Here is a 19,613-nt window from a genome sequence, read left to right as displayed (position 1 = left end):
ATTTTTAAACGTATAGCCGATCAGTCCACTGAAGGCTACTTATTTTTCTAGACTTTCCAATAGATGAGCAAAGCTGTGACGAGTCTTATCGTAAGACCGAAACGCAGCCACTAATTTGTATGGAATAGCGCTAAAATAGGTAGTCTTTTTTATTTATCTGTGTTAAAGGTCATTGTTGATTTTAAAGCCAAGTTGATTGGAGAGGAAGGCGCGAAGACTCCTGTGGGAGGAGGCTCCCCGGACCACCCGCGAACCGCACGCGCCTGAAGCGGAAATCAACGGCAAGGTCTAACACAGCTTTTTGTTTAAAAAAAGGAGGAAATGACAAATGAAATTAGCTTACAAATTTACAACAGTACTCATTCTAATCGCTCTTATTTTGGCCGGATGCGGCAGTCAAGCAAGTAACCAAAGCTCTGAGAAAAAGGATGGAGGAACCAAACAGGAAACCGCAAAAACGAAAGAACCTGTTCAATTATTAAATGTCTCATATGACCCAACCAGAGAACTTTATGAAGAGTTTAACGGAGAATTCGCTAAGTATTGGGAAAATAAAACAGGGCAAAAGGTGACAATTCAACAATCACATGGTGGTTCTGGGAAACAAGGCCGTGCTGTTATTGATGGGCTTGAGGCAGATGTGGTGACATTGGCATTAGCTTATGACATTGATGAAATCGCTAATCTTGGCGGCTTGCTTTCAAAGGATTGGCAAAAGAATCTGAAGGATAATTCGACACCATATACGTCAACCATTGTGTTTCTAGTGAAAAAAGGGAATCCAAAGGGGATTAAGGATTGGGATGATTTAACGAAAAAGGGGACTTCCGTCATTACCCCAAACCCAAAGACATCAGGTGGTGCCCGATGGAATTACTTAGCTGCTTGGGCGTATGCAAAAGATAAATTCAATGGTGATGAAACGAAAATTAAGAAATTTATGAGCCAACTATATAAAAATGTTGAAGTTTTAGATTCTGGTGCACGCGGGGCAACAACTACTTTCGTTGAACGAGGCATTGGTGATGTTTTAATAGCATGGGAGAATGAAGCCTTCTTAACTCTTAATGAATTAGGAAAAGACAAGTTTGAGATTGTCGTCCCATCCATAAGTATTCTGGCTGAACCGCCAGTTGCCGTGGTCGATAAGAACGTCGAGAAAAAGGGAACGAAAGAGGTAGCTGAGGCCTATTTGAATTATTTATACAGTGATGTAGGACAGGAAATTATCGCTAAGAATTATTATCGCCCGCGTAATCAAGCGATTCTTGACAAGTATGCAGATGTCTTTCCAAAAATTAATTTAGTCACAATTGACAAAGATTTTGGCGGATGGAAAAAAGCACAAGAAACGCACTTTAGTGATGGCGGGACGTTTGATCAGATTTATCAGCCATAAGAAGTAGTTCAGTTAGACGGGTGTCCTCCATCAAGTATGATGGAAGGCGCCCTACATGTATATTATCTGGAAGGGGTCAACCTCATGGCTCGATTAGCAAGTTTAAAAATGAAAAGAAATAGTGTGCTGCCGGGATTCGGCCTGTCGTTAGGGTTTACGATGTTTTATATAAGCATCCTTGTCATTTTGCCATTATCCATGATCTTTATTAATTCTGTGACTGTCGAGTGGTCAAAAATTTGGGGGACGATTTCAGATCCGAGGGTGGTGGCCTCCTACAAATTGAGCTTTGGTGCCGCCTTTTCCGCCGCAGTTATTAATGTTATTTTTGGCGTATTAATCGCATGGGTGCTGGTCCGTTATCATTTTCCAGGCCGCCGAATCATCGATGGACTAGTTGATTTGCCGTTTGCCTTACCGACAGCGATTGCCGGGATCGCATTAACAACGTTGTATACGGAAAACGGCTGGGTCGGACAGCTTTTAAGTTTTAAGGTGGCGTTTACTCCGCTCGGGATTACGCTGGCATTAACGTTTATCGGGCTGCCCTTTGTCGTGCGAACCGTACAACCCGTACTGCAAAGCTTGGATAAAGAAATAGAAGAAGCGTCCGCTAGTTTAGGGGCAAACCGGATGCAAACATTTGTAAAAGTTATTTTTCCAGAAATACTGCCGGCAGCGTTAACAGGTTTCGCGATAGCCTTCGCCAGGGCCCTCGGTGAATACGGCTCGGTGGTCTTTATTGCTGGAAATATGCCAATGCGGACAGAAATCACCCCACTACTAATCATGACGAAACTAGAACAATATGATTATGCCGGAGCAACAGCGATTGCAGCAGTCATGCTGATTTTTTCGTTTACCATTCTTCTTATTATTAACGTATTGCAGTGGTGGACGAATCGGAAGTTTATTTAGATTTCCTTGTTTTAGAGGAGATTTATCCGATTCGCAATTAAATCTACTTTTAGTTCAGAGGGAGGTAACTATGGCTGGAAATGTTCCAATCCAATACTCAACAAGTACACAGCCTCTAACGACAACACACAATTCAGAACCGCGATTCATCCGTTGGGCACTCATCACACTCGCATTAGCGTTTTTGGGCTTGTTTTTGGTATTACCACTGGTTGCCATTTTTATTAAAGCCTTTGATAAAGGCGCAGCAGTTTTTCTTGAGGCGATTAGCAATCCAGACGCGTTATCGGCTATTAAGTTGACACTGATTATTACCCTAATTACGGTACCGCTTAATGCCATCTTTGGTGTGGCAGCGGCCTGGGCGGTTACCAAGTTCAATTTTAAGGGGAAAAGTCTATTAATTACGATTATTGATTTGCCATTTGCCATCTCCCCAGTCATTGCTGGATTGGTGTTTGTTCTATTATTTAGTGCCCATGGCTTATTTGGACAATGGTTAATCGATCATAATATCAAAATCATCTTCGCGGTACCCGGAATTGCATTGGCGACGCTTTTAGTGACGCTGCCTTTTGTCGCCCGGGAGCTGATTCCCTTAATGCAAACACAGGGGACGTCCGATGAGGAAGCATCTTTGACGCTGGGAGCGAGCGGCTGGAAGACATTCCTTTTGGTGACTTTGCCAAATATTAAATGGGGACTATTATATGGGATAATCCTCTGCAGTGCTCGTGCAATTGGTGAGTTTGGGGCCGTTTCGGTTGTTTCGGGACATATCCGCGGATTGACCAATACGATGCCGCTCCATATCGAAATTTTATACAATGAATATCAATTTTCCGCTGCCTTTGCAGTGGCTTCCTTAATGTCATTGTTCGCCATCATCACGCTCATTGTAAAAAATGTAATTGAGTGGAAAGCCAGAAAGTCATTTGAATCTGAAGAAGGAGCGCATTAAGATGAGCATACAAATCCAAAATATCTCAAAATCATTTGGAAACTTCCAAGCCCTTGATCAAATTAATCTTGATATTCAAACGGGGGAACTCGTTGCCCTGCTTGGTCCGTCCGGTTCTGGGAAAACATCGCTGCTCAGGATTATTGCAGGCTTAGAAGCTGCCAATCAAGGCGCGATTCTGTTTGGGGAAGAAGACATCACTTATATCAGTACAAAGGAACGGAAAGTAGGATTTGTATTTCAGCATTATGCCTTGTTTCGTCATATGACTGTTTTTGATAATGTTGCTTATGGATTAAAAGTGCGGCCAAGAAAAACACGCCCTTCTAAAAATGAAATAAAAGATAAAGTTATGGAATTACTAAAGCTAGTAAAACTAGAGGCCTTTGCCGATAGGTATCCATCCCATTTGTCTGGAGGTCAACGGCAGCGGGTGGCATTAGCACGGGCATTAGCAGTTGAGCCCAAGGTTCTGCTGTTAGATGAACCATTTGGGGCTTTAGATGCCAAGGTCCGAAAAGACCTTCGCAGATGGTTAAGAAAGCTTCATGATGATTACCAGATTACGAGCATTTTTGTGACACATGATCAAGAGGAGGCGCTGGACGTTGCCGATCGAGTGGTCGTAATGAATGAAGGAAAGATCGAACAAATCGGCACACCAGAGGAAGTTTATGAAAACCCGAACAGTCCTTTTGTGTATCACTTTTTAGGAAATGTGAATTTGTTTAAAGGGCGCCTGCATAACGGGAAATTACGGCACGGTAATTTTGAAGTCGATGCCCCGGAATTTTCGGGGACACAGAATACCGAGGCAGTTGGTTATGTTCGCCCGCATGATATAAGTATCGAAAGAGAAGCAAGCCTGGATTCAGTTTCTGCAAAAATTAATTATATTCATTTGGTGGGAGCTGCCGTCCAACTCGAATTGATTCGGAAGGATAATGGTGATTATTTGGAAGTGGAATTAAGAAAGGAGCAATTTCGAAGTCTCAATCTAAAAACAGGAGAAGAAGTGTTTGTAAAACCGAAACAATTAAAGGTTTTTATCCCTGAGGATTATACTATTTAAAATAGGGCGAACAGGATTTATTCCTGTTCGCCCTAAAAAATTTGTAGAATTGATGGTTTCGAATGAAAGGGTATGAATGGAAGAAAGATCCTGATGATATGGCTATTATTAGCATTCTATGAAGTATCACTCACAATGGAATGTGAGCGGCGTGGATGGAGATTTCTACTTATGATTCAATATACTTTAGTCTGTGTAAGCTGTGAATATAATTCTAATGCTTCTTTGACATCTAAATTTTTATGGACAATCCCGTTTATCGCGCGAATCATTGCTTCAGGATATTCCGATTGCCAGATATTTCGGCCCATATCAACCCCGGCGGCACCTTGTTGCATCGCGTTATAAGTAAGGTCAAGAGCATCTTTAATAGTATCTAATTTTGGCCCTCCTGCGATAACGATTGGTACTGGGCATGTGCTAGTTACCTTTTCGAAATCCTCGCAATAATACGTTTTAACAATATCTGCCCCCATTTCGGCCGCAATACGTGAGGCTAAGCCAAGGAATCTGGCATCACGCTTTTCTAATTCCTTTCCAACGGCTGTAATAGCTAGAACTGGGATGCCATATTCATGTGATTCAGTCACCACATTCGCTAAGTTATTAACCGTTTGAGTTTCATATTGAGACCCTATAAAAATAGATACGCCTACACCGACAACATTATGTCGAATGGCTTCTTTTATTGGAGTTACAATTCGTTCATTGGAAAGGTCGCTTAAAACGCTTGGGCCTCCTGAAACTCTTAAGAGCATTGGTTTACTTACGCTTTCTGGAATACAGGAATCAAGCGTACCTCGTGTAACAAATAATGAGTCTGTATGTGGTAACAGATTCTTAACTGTCTCACCAGGTTTTTCTAGACCATGGATAGGGCCTAGAAAATAGCCGTGGTCAATGGCTAACATAACAGCCCTTCCATTTGGTAATATTTGATTCATTCTATTTTTAAATCCCCAATTCATTTGCTTTCACTCCTAGATTATTGGATTTTCAACGATAACTGAATCTCTTTCACTTATATGTGGTGACTTTATAAACACCGCTTTAAAATCAATGGTATTCGTATTTTTTAAGTAGTGTGCTTCCATAGGTCTCACCTGAAGCATATCACCGGGTTTAACGTGGACAGGTTGACCATTTATATAAATATCTATTTCTCCCTCAAGAATATAGAAGATTTCTTCGCAAGTTGTATGATAGTGATTATCGTGATCATCACCTGGTTTTAAAAGAACAACACCAATATCAACGTTTGGTCCTTTTGTTAAGTATTTTGGTCCATGGCTGCCATAACGATATTCATTATTTTCTTCACTTGTGTGAAACAATTGTTTCACCCCCTTTCAAATTATATGGTTAACCCAGGTGCAATCCACATATGATTTGTCTTGCCTGAATCAGCCAATTTAAGTTGTTCGCTATAAACATTACGCCAGTTTTCGTAGATTGAGAGATATTTTTGGTGGTTTTCTTGGTTAGGATAGTGAATTCTTTCCCATTTCACGAATTCAGTAATTGCGGATTCTAGGCTGGGGAATAAACCAACACCAAGTCCTGCCATAATGGCTGTACCAAGTGCTGCTGCTTCTTTTTCAACAGGGACTTTTACAGGAATTCCGAGCACATCGGCTAGTGTTTGGCTCCAAAGCTTACCTTTCGAACCTCCTCCTGCAAATATAGCTTCAGTCGGATAGTGCCCCGTAACCTCTTCAACAAGTTTTAAATTACCATAGGAAACGAGTGCGGCATTTTCTTGAATTGATTTGAAAATTTCTTTTTTTCCGGTTTTGTTAGGGTCTAAGGTGAGGTTTAAAAAGGAGGGGGATGCATGTCTCCATGAGATATAATCCATGACATCTGAGAAAATAGGGATAATTCCATTTGATCCTACAGGGACATCTTTTGCTTTTTCTTCAAGAATTTCATAAGTATCTTTCCCTGTTTGTGCGGCCTCGAGCTTCTCTGTTTCACAAAAGGCATCTCTAAACCATCTCATGACAAGTCCAGGGAAGAAGGCGATCGTTTCGATTTGCCAAAGTTCAGGGATAGCGTGGCAGTTAACACGAACCCGATTATTTGTATCTACAATCGGTGCCTTAATATTAATTTCCTGCTGCCAGAAGCTGCCACCGCAAATAAAGGTTTGACCATCCTTAATCGCACCCACTCCGACAGCTGCCAGCTGGGCATCACCTCCACCGCTAATGACAGGGGTTCCTACAGCAAGCCCGGTAAAAGATGCGATGGACTCTGGTATGACTCCAAGCAGTTCTCCGGCTTCATTAACTGGTGGAAAAATATTGCTTTTTAGATGACAAGCTTCAGCAATTGCAGGGGTCCAAGCTCGATTTTTTAAATCAAAAAGTCCTGTTGTACAGCCGTTGGAAGGGTCTACTTGAAGTTTGTTTGTGAGTTTATAGAGGATCCAATCGTTTATCATAGTTAAGTAGGAAATTTGTTCGTAGACTTCAGGTTGTTTGTTTTTTATCCAAAGAAGGCGGGGAAGAGCACCCAAAGCAAACGTTTGTCCCGATAATTCATATAGCTTTTTTTCAAGCTCAGGGTCATTATTTTTTAGATCTTTCGCTTCTTCCATTGCGCGGGCATCCACATTGGCGCATGCCCATAGTTCTCTACCATTTGTATCGTATAGGACAAATCCTTCACGCATACTTGTTGCACTTATAGCTTTTATATCTTTGGGGTCGATACAAGACTGAGTAAGTACCTGAGATATACAGGTTTGGATAACTTCCCAATTTTTCCTGAAATCAAAGTCCATGGAACCTGGAAAACGTGGGTCTTCCAGATGTGTCCATTCAAATTGGGATGTGGCAACCTGCCTGCCAGTTTTATCAAAGAGAACAGCTCTTACACTTCCTGTCCCTGCATCAAATACTAGGATGTACTCCATTCAATGCAACCTCCTTTTTTAATAAAGCTGTAGCAGTTTCTTCATCTGTAATAATTGTATCGATATAACCTCCTTTTAAAGCACCATAAATGGCATCGACTTTAAGGGCACCACCTGCAACTCCGATGACATTATGTAACTTTTTTAGGGTACTAAGCTGGGTGCCAATAACGCGATTATGATGTGGTAAATCAAGAATGTTCCCTTGAGCATCAAAAAATTGACCTAAAATATCACCCACCGCATTTTGATTTTTAATGTAGATTAATTCATTAAGAGTCATCTTTTCTTCCTTAATAATCGTAGAAGCGTTAGAAAGGCCCCCTATTCCTACCACCACATGATTAGAAAGACTGGCAAGGTCGAGTATGTTACTGACAGATGGTTCTGATAACATATTCTTTGCCATAGCTTCTGTTGATGCTAGAAACGGTGCGGGGATAACATGAATCCCGCCCTTGAATTTATCAAGACCACTTTCAGATGAATAATCCCGCTTTTGAAAATAGTAGTTAACACCACCTGTTAGGGTTACCATCGAAATTTCAATTGCAGGATCAATAGTTAATGCTTCAATCGTTCGTGAGACAGCTTCACCCCATCCAAACCCTACTAAGTCATTAGTAGAAATATTGCTTTCAAGGAATTGTGCAGCGGCTTTAGATAAAGACTGGCTAAGATTATCTTTAGGAGTTGGAATAACAAAGGCATGATCAATCTTAAATGAATCAATGAGATCCTTTTCAATTTCTAAACAATTTACACCAGGTCCTTTAATATGAAATTGTACAATATTTTCTGATCGTGCACGTTCGAGTAAACGCACGACTTTATTTCTGGATAGATTTAATAAATCGGAAATCTCTGTTTGTGTGAGATTATCCTTATAGTAATACCAGGCGACCTTGACTAGGAGGTTTTCAGTATAGATATCGTTGTTTGTCATATTTGATCAACCTTTCAACAAATAATCATCTCGTAGACAAATGTTTAACTCTAATACTGAGTATAGGGGGGTGAAAAATAAAAGTCAATAACTTCTAAATATTTAGATAATTTAGAATAAACGTATTGACTGTAGGTCAATTGTCATTTAGTATTTGTTTTGTAAGCGTTTTACTTTATGGATGACAATTCTGGATGTGATTAAACAAAAGTTAACTATAGTAAAAAAAAGTTTAGTTTAATAGATTATAACTTGCTAGGTAGGTGAATAAAATGCATGGCGAGCTCATTCATATTCGTCAAATTTATAAGCAATTTGCAGGAAACCCTGTCTTAAAAGGTGTGGATTTAACACTTAATAAGGGAGAAGTGTTTGCAATTGTTGGTGGAAACGGTGCTGGTAAATCTACTTTAATGAAGATTATAACTGGTTTATATCGTCCAGATGAGGGCCAAATTGTGGTGCAAGGTAAAGAAGTTTCGTTTCATCAACCAGCAGATGCTCATAAGCATGGGATCTACTTAGTACCACAGGAACCACTAATTTTCCCAAATATGACCATTCGTGAAAATATTACCATTGGTTTAAATGTAAACAAAGTCGAGTGCGAGAAGCGAATAATGAACTACCTTTCTGAGTTAGGGTGGAACTTGGATATAAGCCGCAGAGGGATAAGTTTATCTATTGCTGAACAGCAACTTGTTGAATTGCTAAGAGGACTAATACGAAATTCAAAAATTTTAATATTAGATGAACCGACATCGACACTAACTTTTAGTGAGATTAATTCTCTCTTTTCTACTATTAAAAAGTTAACTAGCGATGGGATGGGTGTATTCTATATTACCCACCGGTTAACAGAAATTTTTGAACTCGCTCATTCAGTCGCAGTTCTTCGTGATGGACTAATATCGACTAAAGGTGGAGTAAAAGCATTCACCTACGACAAATTATTAGAAGGTTTAATGCCTGAACAGAGTAAGAGTGCATCGGAAAGAGTAGTTAGATTAGAGGCTTCTGAAGTGAATGTAAAGGGTCCAAATTCATCCATAAAAAAATCAAATAATCCAATCCTAGCTGTTAGAGACCTAACAGGCCACCGTTTTCAAAATATCACCTTTGACCTCTATCCAGGTGAAATCTTGGGGATTGCTGGCGTCGTCGGCGCAGGCCGGACGGAGTTAGCCTCATCCATTTTCGGATTAGAACCATGGGAATCCGGAGATGTACGTTTGCACCAAGATAGTATTAAAAAGCTTTCCATACGTGAGCGAATCAATCGTGGTTTAGCGTATGTCCCTGAAGATCGACATCAACATGGTATTTTCTCCATTGCCTCCATTAAAATGAACATCACATCAACGATTCTGCATAGATATAAGCGCCTATTCCTCCCACTAAAAAAAGAAAAAGAAATTTCAGCTAAAGCGATCAATAACTTGAAGGTAGTCACTACCGGACATAACCAATTATTAAGCCATCTTTCTGGTGGAAATCAACAAAAGATTGTTTTATCGAAGTATCTAGAAACAAAACCAAAAGTCATTATTTTAGATGAACCGACACGAGGAATTGATGCTGGTGCTCGTGGGGATATTTATAGAATTATTGATGACTTAAAGAATAATGGATTAGCGGTTATTTTGATTTCTTCAGATACAGAAGAAATTGTTCAACTAAGTGATCGTGTCCTTGTTATGCACGAAGGCCAGATAACCTCTTCGATTGAAAAAGAAGATTTAACTGTTGATTCCATAACCTCGGCTGCATTCGGTATTAAAAAGGAGTGGAAGGCTCTATGAATCTCTTTTCTAAGGTTATGAAGGCAAGAGAAGCCTCCATTATTATTCTCATCATTGTGTTTATAGGAATTGTAGGAGCGATTAATAGTAAATTTGTCTCCGGTAACAGTTTACTGCTATTAGTTAGCAGCAGCGTCATTTTACTCATATTAGCTGTTGGTCAATCCTTTGTCTTGTTAACATCAGAAATAGATGTGTCTGTTGGATCGATTATGGGTATATCGGCAGCTGTTTGCGGCTTACTATTAACAAATGGTGTTTCAGGATGGCTTGCTGCTGCACTAGTATTAATGGTTGGAATCCTTGCTGGTCTTTTTAATGGGATTGGAGTTGCCTTCCTTAAAATCCCGGCAATTATTATGACATTAGGTACTTTAGGTATATTAAGAGGTTTAATGATAATTTTAACAGACGGAGAGTGGATTGAGGACATTCCTAATTATTTCAAAAAGCTTTCAGGGGCCGAATTCATGGGCCTTCCTTTCCCTATCTGGCTTGGGATTATTATTCTTGTTTCGGCATTTCTTTTTCTAAAGCTGACCAAATTTGGCCGTTATTTCTATGCCGTGGGGGATAATGCTGAAGGTGCTAGATTAATTGGAATACCTGTTTCTATGATAAGAGTTATCGCATTTATGCTTTCTGGGCTATCTGCCTCCATAGCTGGGATGATTTTTGTTATGAACATAGGATTCGTCCCTAACCAAACGGGCAATGGTATGGAACTTCAAGTTATTGCTGCAGCTGTATTAGGCGGTGTAAGTCTTAACGGGGGACTGGGGACAGTGTTTGGAGCAGGGCTAGGTGCAATATTCCTAACTGCTATAAATAGTTCATTAATCTACTTAAAAATACCAGCCTATTGGAACAATGCGATATCAGGATTTTTATTACTGTTTATTGTAATTAGTGATACTAGATTTCAAAGCTTTATAAAAACAAACCAATTTAAAAAGGGGAAAAAAATTAATCAAAAAGCAAATGGTTTAAAAGGAGGGACTCAAACTGATGACAAAACTGACCAAGCCGCTCTTTAGGTGGGAAGGTGCACTGGTTATTTTCCTAGTCATTGAAATTATTTTCTTCAGTGTGATGAATCCGGACTTTTTGAACTTCACCAATCTAATATTTAGCATGAATGACTATGTATATATCGGACTGGCTGCTATTCCGATGACCTACGTCATTATTACTGGCGGAATCGATGTTTCGATTGGATCAACAATTGGATTAACCTCAATTTCCATTGGTGTTCTCTGGACGAACGGAGTAGAGGTCTGGCTGGCGGTTTTGATAGCGTTAGTGATAAGCGCCTGTGCTGGCGGAGTGAATGGAATAATTGTTGCGAATAGTAACGTCCAGCCCTTGGTTGTTACTCTTGGCAGCATGTTCCTGTTCTCTGGGATTGCCTTAGTCATTTCCGGCGGCAGCAGTGCATCTGGGTATGAAGGAATCAGTGGTTTTCCTGACTCATTTGTTCAATTAGCAAATGGTGAAACCTTTGGCTTGCCTAACCCATTATTATTTTTTGTCTTCTTTATGATTGTATTTGCTGTTATCTTACACCTCACACGATTTGGCAGACAGGTGTTCCTCATTGGTATTAACATCAAAGCAGCCCGTTTTAGCGGAATTGGTACTAAGTCCATTTTGATTTGGTCCTATGTTATTGCAGGTTTAGGAGGTGGTATCAGTGGTGTAGTCTTAACATCCTACTTCAGTTCAGCGAGGTCGGACCTTGGGACAGATGCGGTTTTGCCTGTCATTACTGCCGTCGTCTTAGGAGGGACTAGTATTACAGGTGGAAAGGGCAGCGTTGTTGGAACAGGAGTTGCAAGTATTGTTATTGGGATGATGCAATATGGTCTACAAATGATGAGTATGACCAATCAAGAAACAAGTGTGGTTATTGGTTTTTTATTAATCATCGCTGTTTTACTCCGATTAACCAATTGGCGTAATTTCCAACTATTATTTAAAAAATTAAATAATAAAAAGGATCTTGTGAAAGAGTCCTAAAAAGGGAGTGTAGATTAATGAAGAAATCAGCATTATTAAAGCTATTCACAGTTGTTTTATCGGCATTGTTACTACTTGCAGCATGCAGCAGCGGCGGAGAAAAGACTTCAGGCGGGGAAAAAACAAACAAGAAAAATATTAAATTAGCATTTATCCCTAAACTTACAGGTGTTGGATTTTTCACATCTGGCGGGCAGGGTGCTAAAGAAATGGCTAAAGAACTTGGAGTTGAATTAACTTATGATGGACCAAGCGAAGCTTCTGTTGCTGGACAGGTAAAATACATTAATAACTTTGTAAACCAAGGTTATAAAGCCCTGATGATTTCATCTACCTCTGTAGACGGCTTAAACCAAGCATTAGATCGTGCGAAGAAGCGTGGAGTTAAAATCTTAACTTGGGACTCAGACGTAAATCCGGAACACCGTTCATTCTATATTAACCAAGGAACTCCGGACCAACTAGGTGGAATGCTCATTGATATGACTGCCGAACAAATTCCAGATAAGGCCAAAGTAGCTTTCTTCTATTCTAGTCCAACGGTTACAGACCAAAACCAATGGGTTGAGGCAGCTAAAGCAAAAATAAAAGCTGAACATCCAGGCTGGGAAATTGTGACGACGCAGTATGGAGAAAATGATGCCCAAAAATCATTAACTGTTGGTCAAAATATTATTAAGACGTATCCTGATATTGATGCGGTCATTTGTCCTGATGCTACTGCATTACCTGCTATGGCTCAAGCTGCAGAAAATCTTAAAGTGGCAGGGAAGATTACAATCACAGGTTTTTCAACACCAAACGTTATGAGAGATTTTGTAAAACGTGATACTGTAAAACAATTCGGACTCTGGGATGTTAAAAAGCAGGGTGCCCTTGCAGCTTATGTTGCATACTTAATGACGGTCGAAGGCAAGGAGCTAAAAGTTGGCGATGAGTTTGATGTACCCAATATAGGTCATGTTAAAATCGAGCCTAACACAATCCAAGGGTATGATTACACAGATGACCACAGTGGAATCATCTTATTGCCAGAACGAGTTGTTTTTAAGAAGGATAATATTGATAATTACGATTTCTAACATAGAAGGAAGACTGCCTTAGCTGGCAGTTTTTCTTTTTGAAGGCAGAAAGTGATGTTTGAAAATAACCCAATTTAGAAGTCATTTCATAAGTATTTCCTGTTATAAAAGAGCAATTGCTGTAATGGGTGCATCTACATCAATTGGTCATTTTGTTTCACTTAATGAAAAGGAGTCTTTTGATGTAGAGTACTGGCCGCTCGAATTATATAAAGTTGGTTTTGATAAAGAAAAGAAGTAATTACTTGATGATTTTGAATTACCAACATATAATGCAAATGCAAAACCTAAAAAAACCTTGCCAATTACTGGCAAGGTTTTTGGTGAGAAAAATTAATTTTGGAGGGGACTTAATGAGAAAAATTACCTTATCCAATGGAAACACGGTCGAGGTGGAATGTTTAAGCTGTGCCTTAACTAGTGGATTGATTGAGCCTGATGGCGGGGTCGTCTATGAAACAGACTATTTCCATGCCCATCAAGATGTGGCCTACCCGATTAAGGGATTAATGATCGTCGCATCCAAGCGGCATATTACATGTCTTGATGAATTGACGGAAGCCGAAAAGATTGATTACATAAATATCCTCACCAAAATTAGAAAAGCCCAAAGAGAAGTCCTTGGGATTGAAAATGTTTATTACTTTTATAACGAAGATACCACCCATCATTTTCACATGTGGATGGTCCCGCGTTATGAGTGGATGTACCAATTTGGCCGTTCTGTTGAATCGGTGCGACCCGTTTTGCTCCAAGCTAGAAATGAAATGAATCATGGAGCAAATCTCCAAGAAGTGATGGAAAGTATTAAAAAGCTGACGATTGAGCTAAATAAATAGTGATTCATCATGTCGGAAGGAAACTTAACTTCCTGCATGGTTGCTTTCTGCTTTAGCTGCATCAACCATGAGAATAATGGCCGAGATAATATGCATAACCATCCCTACAAACGGAATCCAACCTATACAAGAAGTTATGATTCCAAGGACACTACCAGTAATTGACCCGCTGCCCTCTTTTTTGGTAATCACCAACGTAACAATATGTAATATTAACATGATTGCTAGAGGGGTCCATACAAGACTGAGAACGATCGAACCTCCAAGTACAGGAATTCCGAGTAATGCTTCAAGCCCGCCTGAAACCCATTTCAGTATCCTTGATGTTGACATAAAATCCCTCCAATAATTCGTTATTTTTACTCTATTCATAATCCTTACGTTTTCATTCTATTCATACTCTATGTGAAATTAGAACAAAGTCCTATACTCATTTCATGAGTATAGGACTTTGTTAGTTTATGAAAGGCTCCTTAGTTCCATTCTGTGTGAAAGACGCCTTCCATATCGGTACGCTCATACGTATGGGCCCCGAAGTAATCCCGTTGAGCCTGTAAAAGGTTGGCATTCGAATGGCCTCTTCGATAGCTATCGAAATAAGAAAGGGAAGCACTTAAACACGGGAAGGAAATCCCTGAATTAATTCCCTCACATACGATTTTTCTTAAACCTGATTGATACTCTTTTACTTTTTCAGCAAAAAATGGGGCGATTAATAAATTTTTCAGATTTGCTTGTCCTTGATAGACTTCGCTTATTACATTTAAAAACTCGGCACGAATGATGCAGCCGCCGCGGAAAATAAGCGCAATCTCTTCTAAAGGCAAGTTCCAGTCATAAAGGTCAGAAGTCATTTTATATTGTGTAAACCCTTGGGCGTAGGCACAAACTTTGCCCATATATAATGCTTCTCTAACGTATTCAATCCACAAATCTTTTTCTAACATCGAATGATTCATTTCCGGTCCAGTTAAAATATCATCCGCAATAACACGTTCTTCTTTTAAAGCAGATACATAGCGGGAGAACAATGACTCGGTAATAATGGAAAGGGGAATCCCGTTATCAATCGCTTGAATACTTGTCCATTTACCTGTTCCTTTTTGCCCCACTTTATCAAGGATAACATCGACCAGTGGTAAGCCGGTTTTTTCATCCTTTTTCTTTAAAATTTCCGCGGTGATTTCGATGAGGTAACTTTTCAATTCGCCCTGATTCCAAGTTTCAAAAATATCCGCAATTTCATTCACAGATAACAGTAATCTTTCCCTTAAAAAAGTATAGGCTTCAGCAATAAGCTGCATATCAGCATACTCGATCCCGTTATGAACCATTTTCACAAAGTGCCCGGCACCTTTTGGGCCAATATATGTACAACATGGGGTATCCTCGACTTGGGCGGCTATCTTTGTAAGAATAGGTGCTGCTTTTTCATACACGACTTTATCCCCGCCAGGCATAATCGAAGGACCATTTAAAGCGCCAACTTCTCCACCAGAAATACCAATTCCTAAATAATCAATGCCTTTTGACTTTAAATCATCATATCTACGGGCCGTATCTTCATAATGGGAGTTACCGCCGTCCATGATAATATCATCGGCCTCAAGAAAAGGAACTAAAGAGGAAATCACTGAATCAATCGCTGCCCCGGCGGTCACCATTAGGAAGATTTTTCTAGGCGTTTCCAAGGACTGAACAAAACTTTGCACGTCGTAGTACGGATCAATAGATTGATGATCAATTCTATCCATAAGTTTATCTGTTAAATCTCTCGTGTAATTATAGACAGCTACTCTTTCCCCTTTGTTTGCCATATTTAAGGCAATATTACTGCCCATTACTCCTAAACCAATAACTCCAATTGTATTATGCATGTCACTTTCGACTCCTTTAATAAAAATGAAAGGGCAGTAAATCCACCGCTTATCATACTTAGCGGATTCTAAGCATTTGAGGAGGATACTGCCTTGACTAACTGCCAAAAGTGGGGGTATATTTACCTCCCACTTTTGGATATCTTTCTTAAACGATTAAACTTAGTAGTAAAACAAATCCTAATCCACAAACAGAAATAATTGTCTCAAGCAATGTCCATGTTGCAAATGTTTCTTTCATGCTTAAACCAAAATACTCCTTAAACATCCAGAAACCAGCATCATTAACGTGTGAAGCAATTAAGCTGCCCGCTCCAGTAGCAAGTACAACTAATGCAAGGTTAACGTCTGTTTGACCTAACATTGGGATGACTAAACCAGCGGTGGTTAAAGCCGCAACCGTTGCAGACCCCAAAGAAATACGTAATATTGCCGCGATGATCCAGGCAAGTAAAATCGGTGAAATGGAAGTCCCTTTAAATAATTCGGCTACATAGTCACCTACATGGCCATTAATTAGTACTTGTTTAAAGGCACCGCCGCCGCCGATAATTAAGAGCATCATCCCAATATGTGTGATTGCTGTTGAACATGAATCCATCACTGTTTTAATTGGAATATTTCTTGCCAATCCCATTGTATAAATAGCGAATAATAAAGAGATAACCATGGCAGGAGATGCACCGCCAACAAAACGGATAATAGCTAGAAAATTATTATCAGCAAATCCCATTGTTTTTTGAAGCAACGTAATAATGGTAGCAATCGACATTAATATAACAGGAAGCATTGCGGTAAACACACTGATTCCAAACCCTGGAGTGTCTTCGAGTTTAAATGTTTTTTGTTCGCCTAAGGAAGCAATACTACCAGTTTTCGCAAATGATTCTGGGACCAATTTTTTAGCTAGCTTTGTAAATAAAGGTCCAGCGATAAAAACAGTTGGAACTGAAATAATAAAACCGTAAAGTAATACTTGACCAAGATCGGCACCAAATTCACCTGCAATGGTGGTTGGTCCAGGATGCGGCGGTAAAAAGCCATGTGTTACAGATAAAGCTGCTGCCATTGGAATCCCAAGAAATAGAATAGAAACCTTTAATTGTTTAGAAATGGCAAAAACAATTGGAATTAATAACACTAGCCCTACTTCAAAAAATAAAGCGATTCCGATAATGAATGATGAGGCTACTACAGCCCACTGAATATTCTTTTCACCAAATTTATTAACCAGAGTCATCGCAATACGCTGCGCGCCTCCTGAATCTGCAATTAATTTACCAAGCATTGCACCAAGTCCAAAAATAAGTGCTATATGTCCAAGTGTCCCGCCTAGTCCAGCTTCAATAGTTGCAATGATTTCATCTAATTTCATTCCAAGTGCTATCGCCACACCGAATGAGACAATGATAAGTGAAACAAATGTGTTTAACTTTAAACCCATGATTAAAATCAGTAATGCTACAATCCCTAGTGCTACTATGACTAATGGCATATTATTTTCCCCCAAAAACTTATATATTATTTTTTATTAAGCCTCTTTGATAATTGGCAATTCGAGTATAATCTGCTTCTAATACCCTTGATAAGTTAATAAAGATGGGCAGTAATTGTCTATACTCATGTGCTGCTGACTCTTTCGGTGTATGTTTGTGGGTACTGCCAACCATTTCAGAAACTACTTCAAATGATTCAATTTTTCCTGTAGCATACAATCCTAAGATACAAGCCCCCAGGCAAGAACTTTCGTAGCTTTCTGGAACCACAACGTCCAGGTCGAAAATATCGGACATCATCTGACGCCAAACAGCTGACCTGGCGAAACCTCCAGTTGCTTGGATACGAGTCACAGGACCTTCCATGCATTCGAGCAAAGCGAGAAATACCGTATATAAATTGTAAATGACGCCTTCAAGGGCGGCTCGAATCATATGTTCTTTCTTATGCGCCATCGTTAAGCCAAAAAATGATCCGCGGACGTCTGGATTCCATAAGGGCGCACGTTCACCTGCAAGATAGGGATGGAACAATAGTCCATCGGACCCCGGTTTTACACCTTCGGCAATCTTGGTAAGTACTTCGTATGGATCAATTCCTAAGCGTTTCGCTGTTTCTACCTCTGAAGCGGCAAATTCATCGCGAATCCACCGGAAGACCATCCCGCCATTGTTTACTGGTCCGCCAATAACCCAATGTTTTTCCGTTAATGCATAACAAAAGATTCGGCCTTTTTCGTCGGTTTGCGGTTGATCAATAATGGTTCGAATCGCACCGCTTGTCCCAATTGTTACTGCGATCTCACCTTTTCGGATCGCATTTACACCAAGATTGGAAAGGACTCCATCACTTGCACCAATCACAAATGGCGTTTGTGGATCAATCCCCATTTGTTTTGCTAAATCTGGATGACAGTTGGTAAAAATCTCGGTGGTCGGCACGAGCCTGGATAATTGTTCACGTGAAATCCCGGCGATTTCTAATGCTTCTTCATCCCAATCAAGTTTTTTGAGATTCATCATGCACATGGCTGAAGCAAGGGAATGATCGACAACATATTGGTCAAAGAACTTTTTAAAAATATATTCCTTTATTCCAATATATTTCTTTGCCCTTTCGGCAATCTCAGGACGGTCATTCACAATCCAAGTAATTTTGCTTAATGGCGACATAGGGTGGATCGGCGTTCCTGTCCGTTTGTATACTTCATGCCCATTTAATTCATCTTTAATTTTGTGGGTCCAAGCTTCACTGCGATTATCTGCCCATGTAATACAAGGCGTCAGTGGCTGATCGTCTTCATTCATGGCAATGAGACTATGCATCGCACTGCTAAATGAGATGAACGAAATCTCTTTTTGAGGATGATGTTTCATGATCCGCGAAATGGCTTGTACCACAGCCATAAAGATTTCTTCTGGATCTTGTTCGGCTGTCGATATATCAGGTGTATAGAGTGGATAACCGATATTCTCATGTTGGATGACTTCGCCTTTTTCACTAAATAAAACGGCTTTGGTGCTTGTGGTACCGATGTCTACCCCTAACATATATTTAGTCATTGTTCTTGCACGACTCCTTTAGCAAGCATTTGTTGAGATCTCCAAAGATCTTCTACCTTAACCTGCACATCATCAAAGTTTTGATGTAAGGATAGAATCATGAGATCTCTATTTTTGGCTTCGATCGCATCAATATACAGTTGATGGTTTTCAATAATCCGTGGAAAGTCATCGTATTTTTCCTCAAACCGAGCCCGCATCGCTAATAGGATGAAAGCCTCCATGACCGGTTTTGCATTATTCCAAATCATCATGATGTAGGAATGATCAATCGCTCGAATAATAGTTTCATGGAATAAGACATCTTGATAGGCAAACTCGTCGGCATCATGATATTTGATGGCAATATTCATCATCTCAAGTATTTTGTTCAATTCCATTACTAACGATGAATTATCCAATTTTACCAGCCGTTCATATACAAACGTTTCAATCAGTAAACGAACATCATAAATTTCAACAATTTCTTTCATTGTGAATCCGATTACAACTGCACCCATTCTTTCTAGCCGAATCAAATTTTCAGAGGCGAGTGTTTTTAATGCTTCGCGGATGGGTGACCGACTCACATTGAAATCGGCCGCTAATTTATTTTCAGAAAGGATGGTACCGCTTTCAATCAAACCAGATATGATCTGCATCCTAAGTTCACATGCTACACGATCTCCGGCTGAAGCTTTTGAAAGCCATTTTGTGGGATACAATAATTCTTTCATTAT

At 39.8% G+C, this 19,613-nt stretch carries 17 protein-coding genes and 2 pseudogenes; 10 read left to right on the top strand and 9 right to left on the bottom strand.

What is annotated here, in order from left to right:
- Positions 1 to 328 precede the first annotated feature (328 nt).
- From KW850_RS15480 to KW850_RS15465, 4 genes are all read left to right on the top strand, one after another.
- Complete coding sequence (locus tag KW850_RS15480; protein WP_218348486.1) at positions 329 to 1,399, top strand: sulfate ABC transporter substrate-binding protein; 1,071 nt, start codon at positions 329 to 331, stop codon at positions 1,397 to 1,399.
- 84 nt (positions 1,400 to 1,483) lie between these two features.
- Positions 1,484 to 2,317: a sulfate ABC transporter permease subunit CysT gene (gene cysT, locus KW850_RS15475; protein WP_218348485.1), complete on the top strand. Its 834-nt coding sequence runs from the start codon at positions 1,484 to 1,486 to the stop codon at positions 2,315 to 2,317.
- A gap of 70 nt (positions 2,318 to 2,387) precedes the next feature.
- Positions 2,388 to 3,278 carry a sulfate ABC transporter permease subunit CysW gene (cysW, locus tag KW850_RS15470; RefSeq protein ID WP_218348484.1) on the top strand — a complete coding sequence of 297 codons (891 nt, stop codon included), beginning with the start codon at positions 2,388 to 2,390 and terminating at the stop codon, positions 3,276 to 3,278.
- Between the two features lies 1 nt (position 3,279).
- The gene (locus tag KW850_RS15465; protein WP_218348483.1) at positions 3,280 to 4,350 is read left to right on the top strand and encodes a sulfate/molybdate ABC transporter ATP-binding protein; all 1,071 of its coding nucleotides are present in this window, start codon (positions 3,280 to 3,282) and stop codon (positions 4,348 to 4,350) included.
- 176 nt (positions 4,351 to 4,526) lie between these two features.
- Here the strand turns inward: KW850_RS15465 and lsrF are convergent, their stop codons facing one another.
- From lsrF to KW850_RS15445, 4 genes are read right to left on the bottom strand one after another with little or no spacing between them, the layout of a single operon-like run.
- Positions 4,527 to 5,318 (bottom strand): 3-hydroxy-5-phosphonooxypentane-2,4-dione thiolase, encoded by a 792-nt coding sequence (lsrF, locus tag KW850_RS15460; RefSeq protein WP_218348482.1) that lies wholly within the window; start codon positions 5,316 to 5,318, stop codon positions 4,527 to 4,529.
- Between the two features lie 12 nt (positions 5,319 to 5,330).
- On the bottom strand, positions 5,331 to 5,684 hold the full coding sequence (locus KW850_RS15455) for a cupin domain-containing protein (RefSeq protein ID WP_218348481.1): 354 nt from the start codon (positions 5,682 to 5,684) through the stop codon (positions 5,331 to 5,333).
- 20 nt (positions 5,685 to 5,704) lie between these two features.
- Positions 5,705 to 7,270 (bottom strand): autoinducer-2 kinase, encoded by a 1,566-nt coding sequence (gene lsrK / locus KW850_RS15450; RefSeq protein ID WP_218348480.1) that lies wholly within the window; start codon positions 7,268 to 7,270, stop codon positions 5,705 to 5,707.
- Entirely contained in the window at positions 7,248 to 8,216 is a 969-nt protein-coding gene (locus KW850_RS15445) for a sugar-binding transcriptional regulator (RefSeq protein WP_218348479.1), read from the bottom strand. The genes lsrK and KW850_RS15445 overlap by 23 nt, the downstream gene beginning before the upstream one ends.
- A gap of 272 nt (positions 8,217 to 8,488) precedes the next feature.
- On the opposite strand from KW850_RS15445, the gene KW850_RS15440 reads away from it, so the two are divergent.
- The 6 genes and pseudogenes from KW850_RS15440 to KW850_RS15420 all read left to right on the top strand — a co-directional run bounded on the left by KW850_RS15440 (position 8,489) and on the right by KW850_RS15420 (position 13,958).
- Positions 8,489 to 10,018 (top strand): sugar ABC transporter ATP-binding protein, encoded by a 1,530-nt coding sequence (locus tag KW850_RS15440; RefSeq protein WP_218348478.1) that lies wholly within the window; start codon positions 8,489 to 8,491, stop codon positions 10,016 to 10,018.
- Positions 10,015 to 10,935, top strand: a pseudogene (locus KW850_RS15435) (ABC transporter permease subunit); the annotation flags it as partial. The gene KW850_RS15440 and the pseudogene KW850_RS15435, both read left to right, overlap by 4 nt.
- 91 nt (positions 10,936 to 11,026) lie before the next feature.
- On the top strand, positions 11,027 to 12,037 hold the full coding sequence (locus tag KW850_RS15430) for an ABC transporter permease (protein WP_218348476.1): 1,011 nt from the start codon (positions 11,027 to 11,029) through the stop codon (positions 12,035 to 12,037).
- 17 nt (positions 12,038 to 12,054) lie between these two features.
- Positions 12,055 to 13,119 carry an autoinducer 2 ABC transporter substrate-binding protein LsrB gene (lsrB, locus tag KW850_RS15425; RefSeq protein WP_218348475.1) on the top strand — a complete coding sequence of 355 codons (1,065 nt, stop codon included), beginning with the start codon at positions 12,055 to 12,057 and terminating at the stop codon, positions 13,117 to 13,119.
- A 100-nt stretch (positions 13,120 to 13,219) separates the two neighbouring features.
- Positions 13,220 to 13,336: pseudogene (locus KW850_RS34280) on the top strand (hypothetical protein); the annotation flags it as partial.
- A 136-nt stretch (positions 13,337 to 13,472) separates the two neighbouring features.
- Entirely contained in the window at positions 13,473 to 13,958 is a 486-nt protein-coding gene (locus KW850_RS15420; RefSeq protein ID WP_218348474.1) for an HIT family protein, read from the top strand.
- Positions 13,959 to 13,982: 24 nt separating this feature from the next.
- On the opposite strand, the gene KW850_RS15415 is transcribed toward KW850_RS15420, so the two are convergent.
- The 5 genes from KW850_RS15415 to KW850_RS15395 form a co-directional block, all read right to left on the bottom strand.
- A complete protein-coding gene (locus KW850_RS15415; RefSeq protein WP_218348473.1) occupies positions 13,983 to 14,291 on the bottom strand; it encodes a hypothetical protein in 309 nt (102 codons plus the stop codon).
- 140 nt (positions 14,292 to 14,431) lie between these two features.
- Positions 14,432 to 15,835, bottom strand: coding sequence for a decarboxylating NADP(+)-dependent phosphogluconate dehydrogenase (gene gnd / locus KW850_RS15410; protein WP_218348472.1), 1,404 nt, complete (start codon positions 15,833 to 15,835; stop codon positions 14,432 to 14,434).
- 148 nt (positions 15,836 to 15,983) lie between these two features.
- A complete protein-coding gene (locus KW850_RS15405) occupies positions 15,984 to 17,330 on the bottom strand; it encodes a GntP family permease (protein WP_218348471.1) in 1,347 nt (448 codons plus the stop codon).
- A gap of 19 nt (positions 17,331 to 17,349) precedes the next feature.
- Positions 17,350 to 18,894, bottom strand: a complete 1,545-nt coding sequence (gene gntK, locus KW850_RS15400; protein ID WP_218348470.1) for a gluconokinase — start codon at positions 18,892 to 18,894, stop codon at positions 17,350 to 17,352.
- Entirely contained in the window at positions 18,891 to 19,610 is a 720-nt protein-coding gene (locus KW850_RS15395) for a GntR family transcriptional regulator (RefSeq protein ID WP_218348469.1), read from the bottom strand. The genes gntK and KW850_RS15395 overlap by 4 nt, the downstream gene beginning before the upstream one ends.
- Positions 19,611 to 19,613: the final 3 nt, after the last annotated feature.

The sequence above is a fragment of the Bacillus sp. sid0103 genome, assembly GCF_019219025.1.
The sequence above is the reverse complement of the archived record's forward strand: the minus strand, read 5'-3'. Positions and strand labels throughout refer to the sequence as shown.

Bases quoted from the DNA above. Each gene is read 5' to 3' on its own strand.
- KW850_RS15480 (WP_218348486.1), top strand. From the start codon at position 329: ATGAAATTAGCTTACAAATTTACAACAGTACTCATTCTAATCGCTCTT.
- cysT (WP_218348485.1), top strand. From the start codon at position 1,484: ATGGCTCGATTAGCAAGTTTAAAAATGAAAAGAAATAGTGTGCTGCCG.
- cysW (WP_218348484.1), top strand. From the start codon at position 2,388: ATGGCTGGAAATGTTCCAATCCAATACTCAACAAGTACACAGCCTCTA.
- KW850_RS15465 (WP_218348483.1), top strand. From the start codon at position 3,280: ATGAGCATACAAATCCAAAATATCTCAAAATCATTTGGAAACTTCCAA.
- lsrF (WP_218348482.1), bottom strand. From the start codon at position 5,318: ATGAATTGGGGATTTAAAAATAGAATGAATCAAATATTACCAAATGGA.
- lsrK (WP_218348480.1), bottom strand. From the start codon at position 7,270: ATGGAGTACATCCTAGTATTTGATGCAGGGACAGGAAGTGTAAGAGCT.
- KW850_RS15445 (WP_218348479.1), bottom strand. From the start codon at position 8,216: ATGACAAACAACGATATCTATACTGAAAACCTCCTAGTCAAGGTCGCC.
- KW850_RS15440 (WP_218348478.1), top strand. From the start codon at position 8,489: ATGCATGGCGAGCTCATTCATATTCGTCAAATTTATAAGCAATTTGCA.
- KW850_RS15430 (WP_218348476.1), top strand. From the start codon at position 11,027: ATGACAAAACTGACCAAGCCGCTCTTTAGGTGGGAAGGTGCACTGGTT.
- lsrB (WP_218348475.1), top strand. From the start codon at position 12,055: ATGAAGAAATCAGCATTATTAAAGCTATTCACAGTTGTTTTATCGGCA.
- KW850_RS15420 (WP_218348474.1), top strand. From the start codon at position 13,473: ATGAGAAAAATTACCTTATCCAATGGAAACACGGTCGAGGTGGAATGT.
- KW850_RS15415 (WP_218348473.1), bottom strand. From the start codon at position 14,291: ATGTCAACATCAAGGATACTGAAATGGGTTTCAGGCGGGCTTGAAGCA.
- gnd (WP_218348472.1), bottom strand. From the start codon at position 15,835: ATGCATAATACAATTGGAGTTATTGGTTTAGGAGTAATGGGCAGTAAT.
- KW850_RS15405 (WP_218348471.1), bottom strand. From the start codon at position 17,330: ATGCCATTAGTCATAGTAGCACTAGGGATTGTAGCATTACTGATTTTA.
- gntK (WP_218348470.1), bottom strand. From the start codon at position 18,894: ATGACTAAATATATGTTAGGGGTAGACATCGGTACCACAAGCACCAAA.
- KW850_RS15395 (WP_218348469.1), bottom strand. From the start codon at position 19,610: ATGAAAGAATTATTGTATCCCACAAAATGGCTTTCAAAAGCTTCAGCC.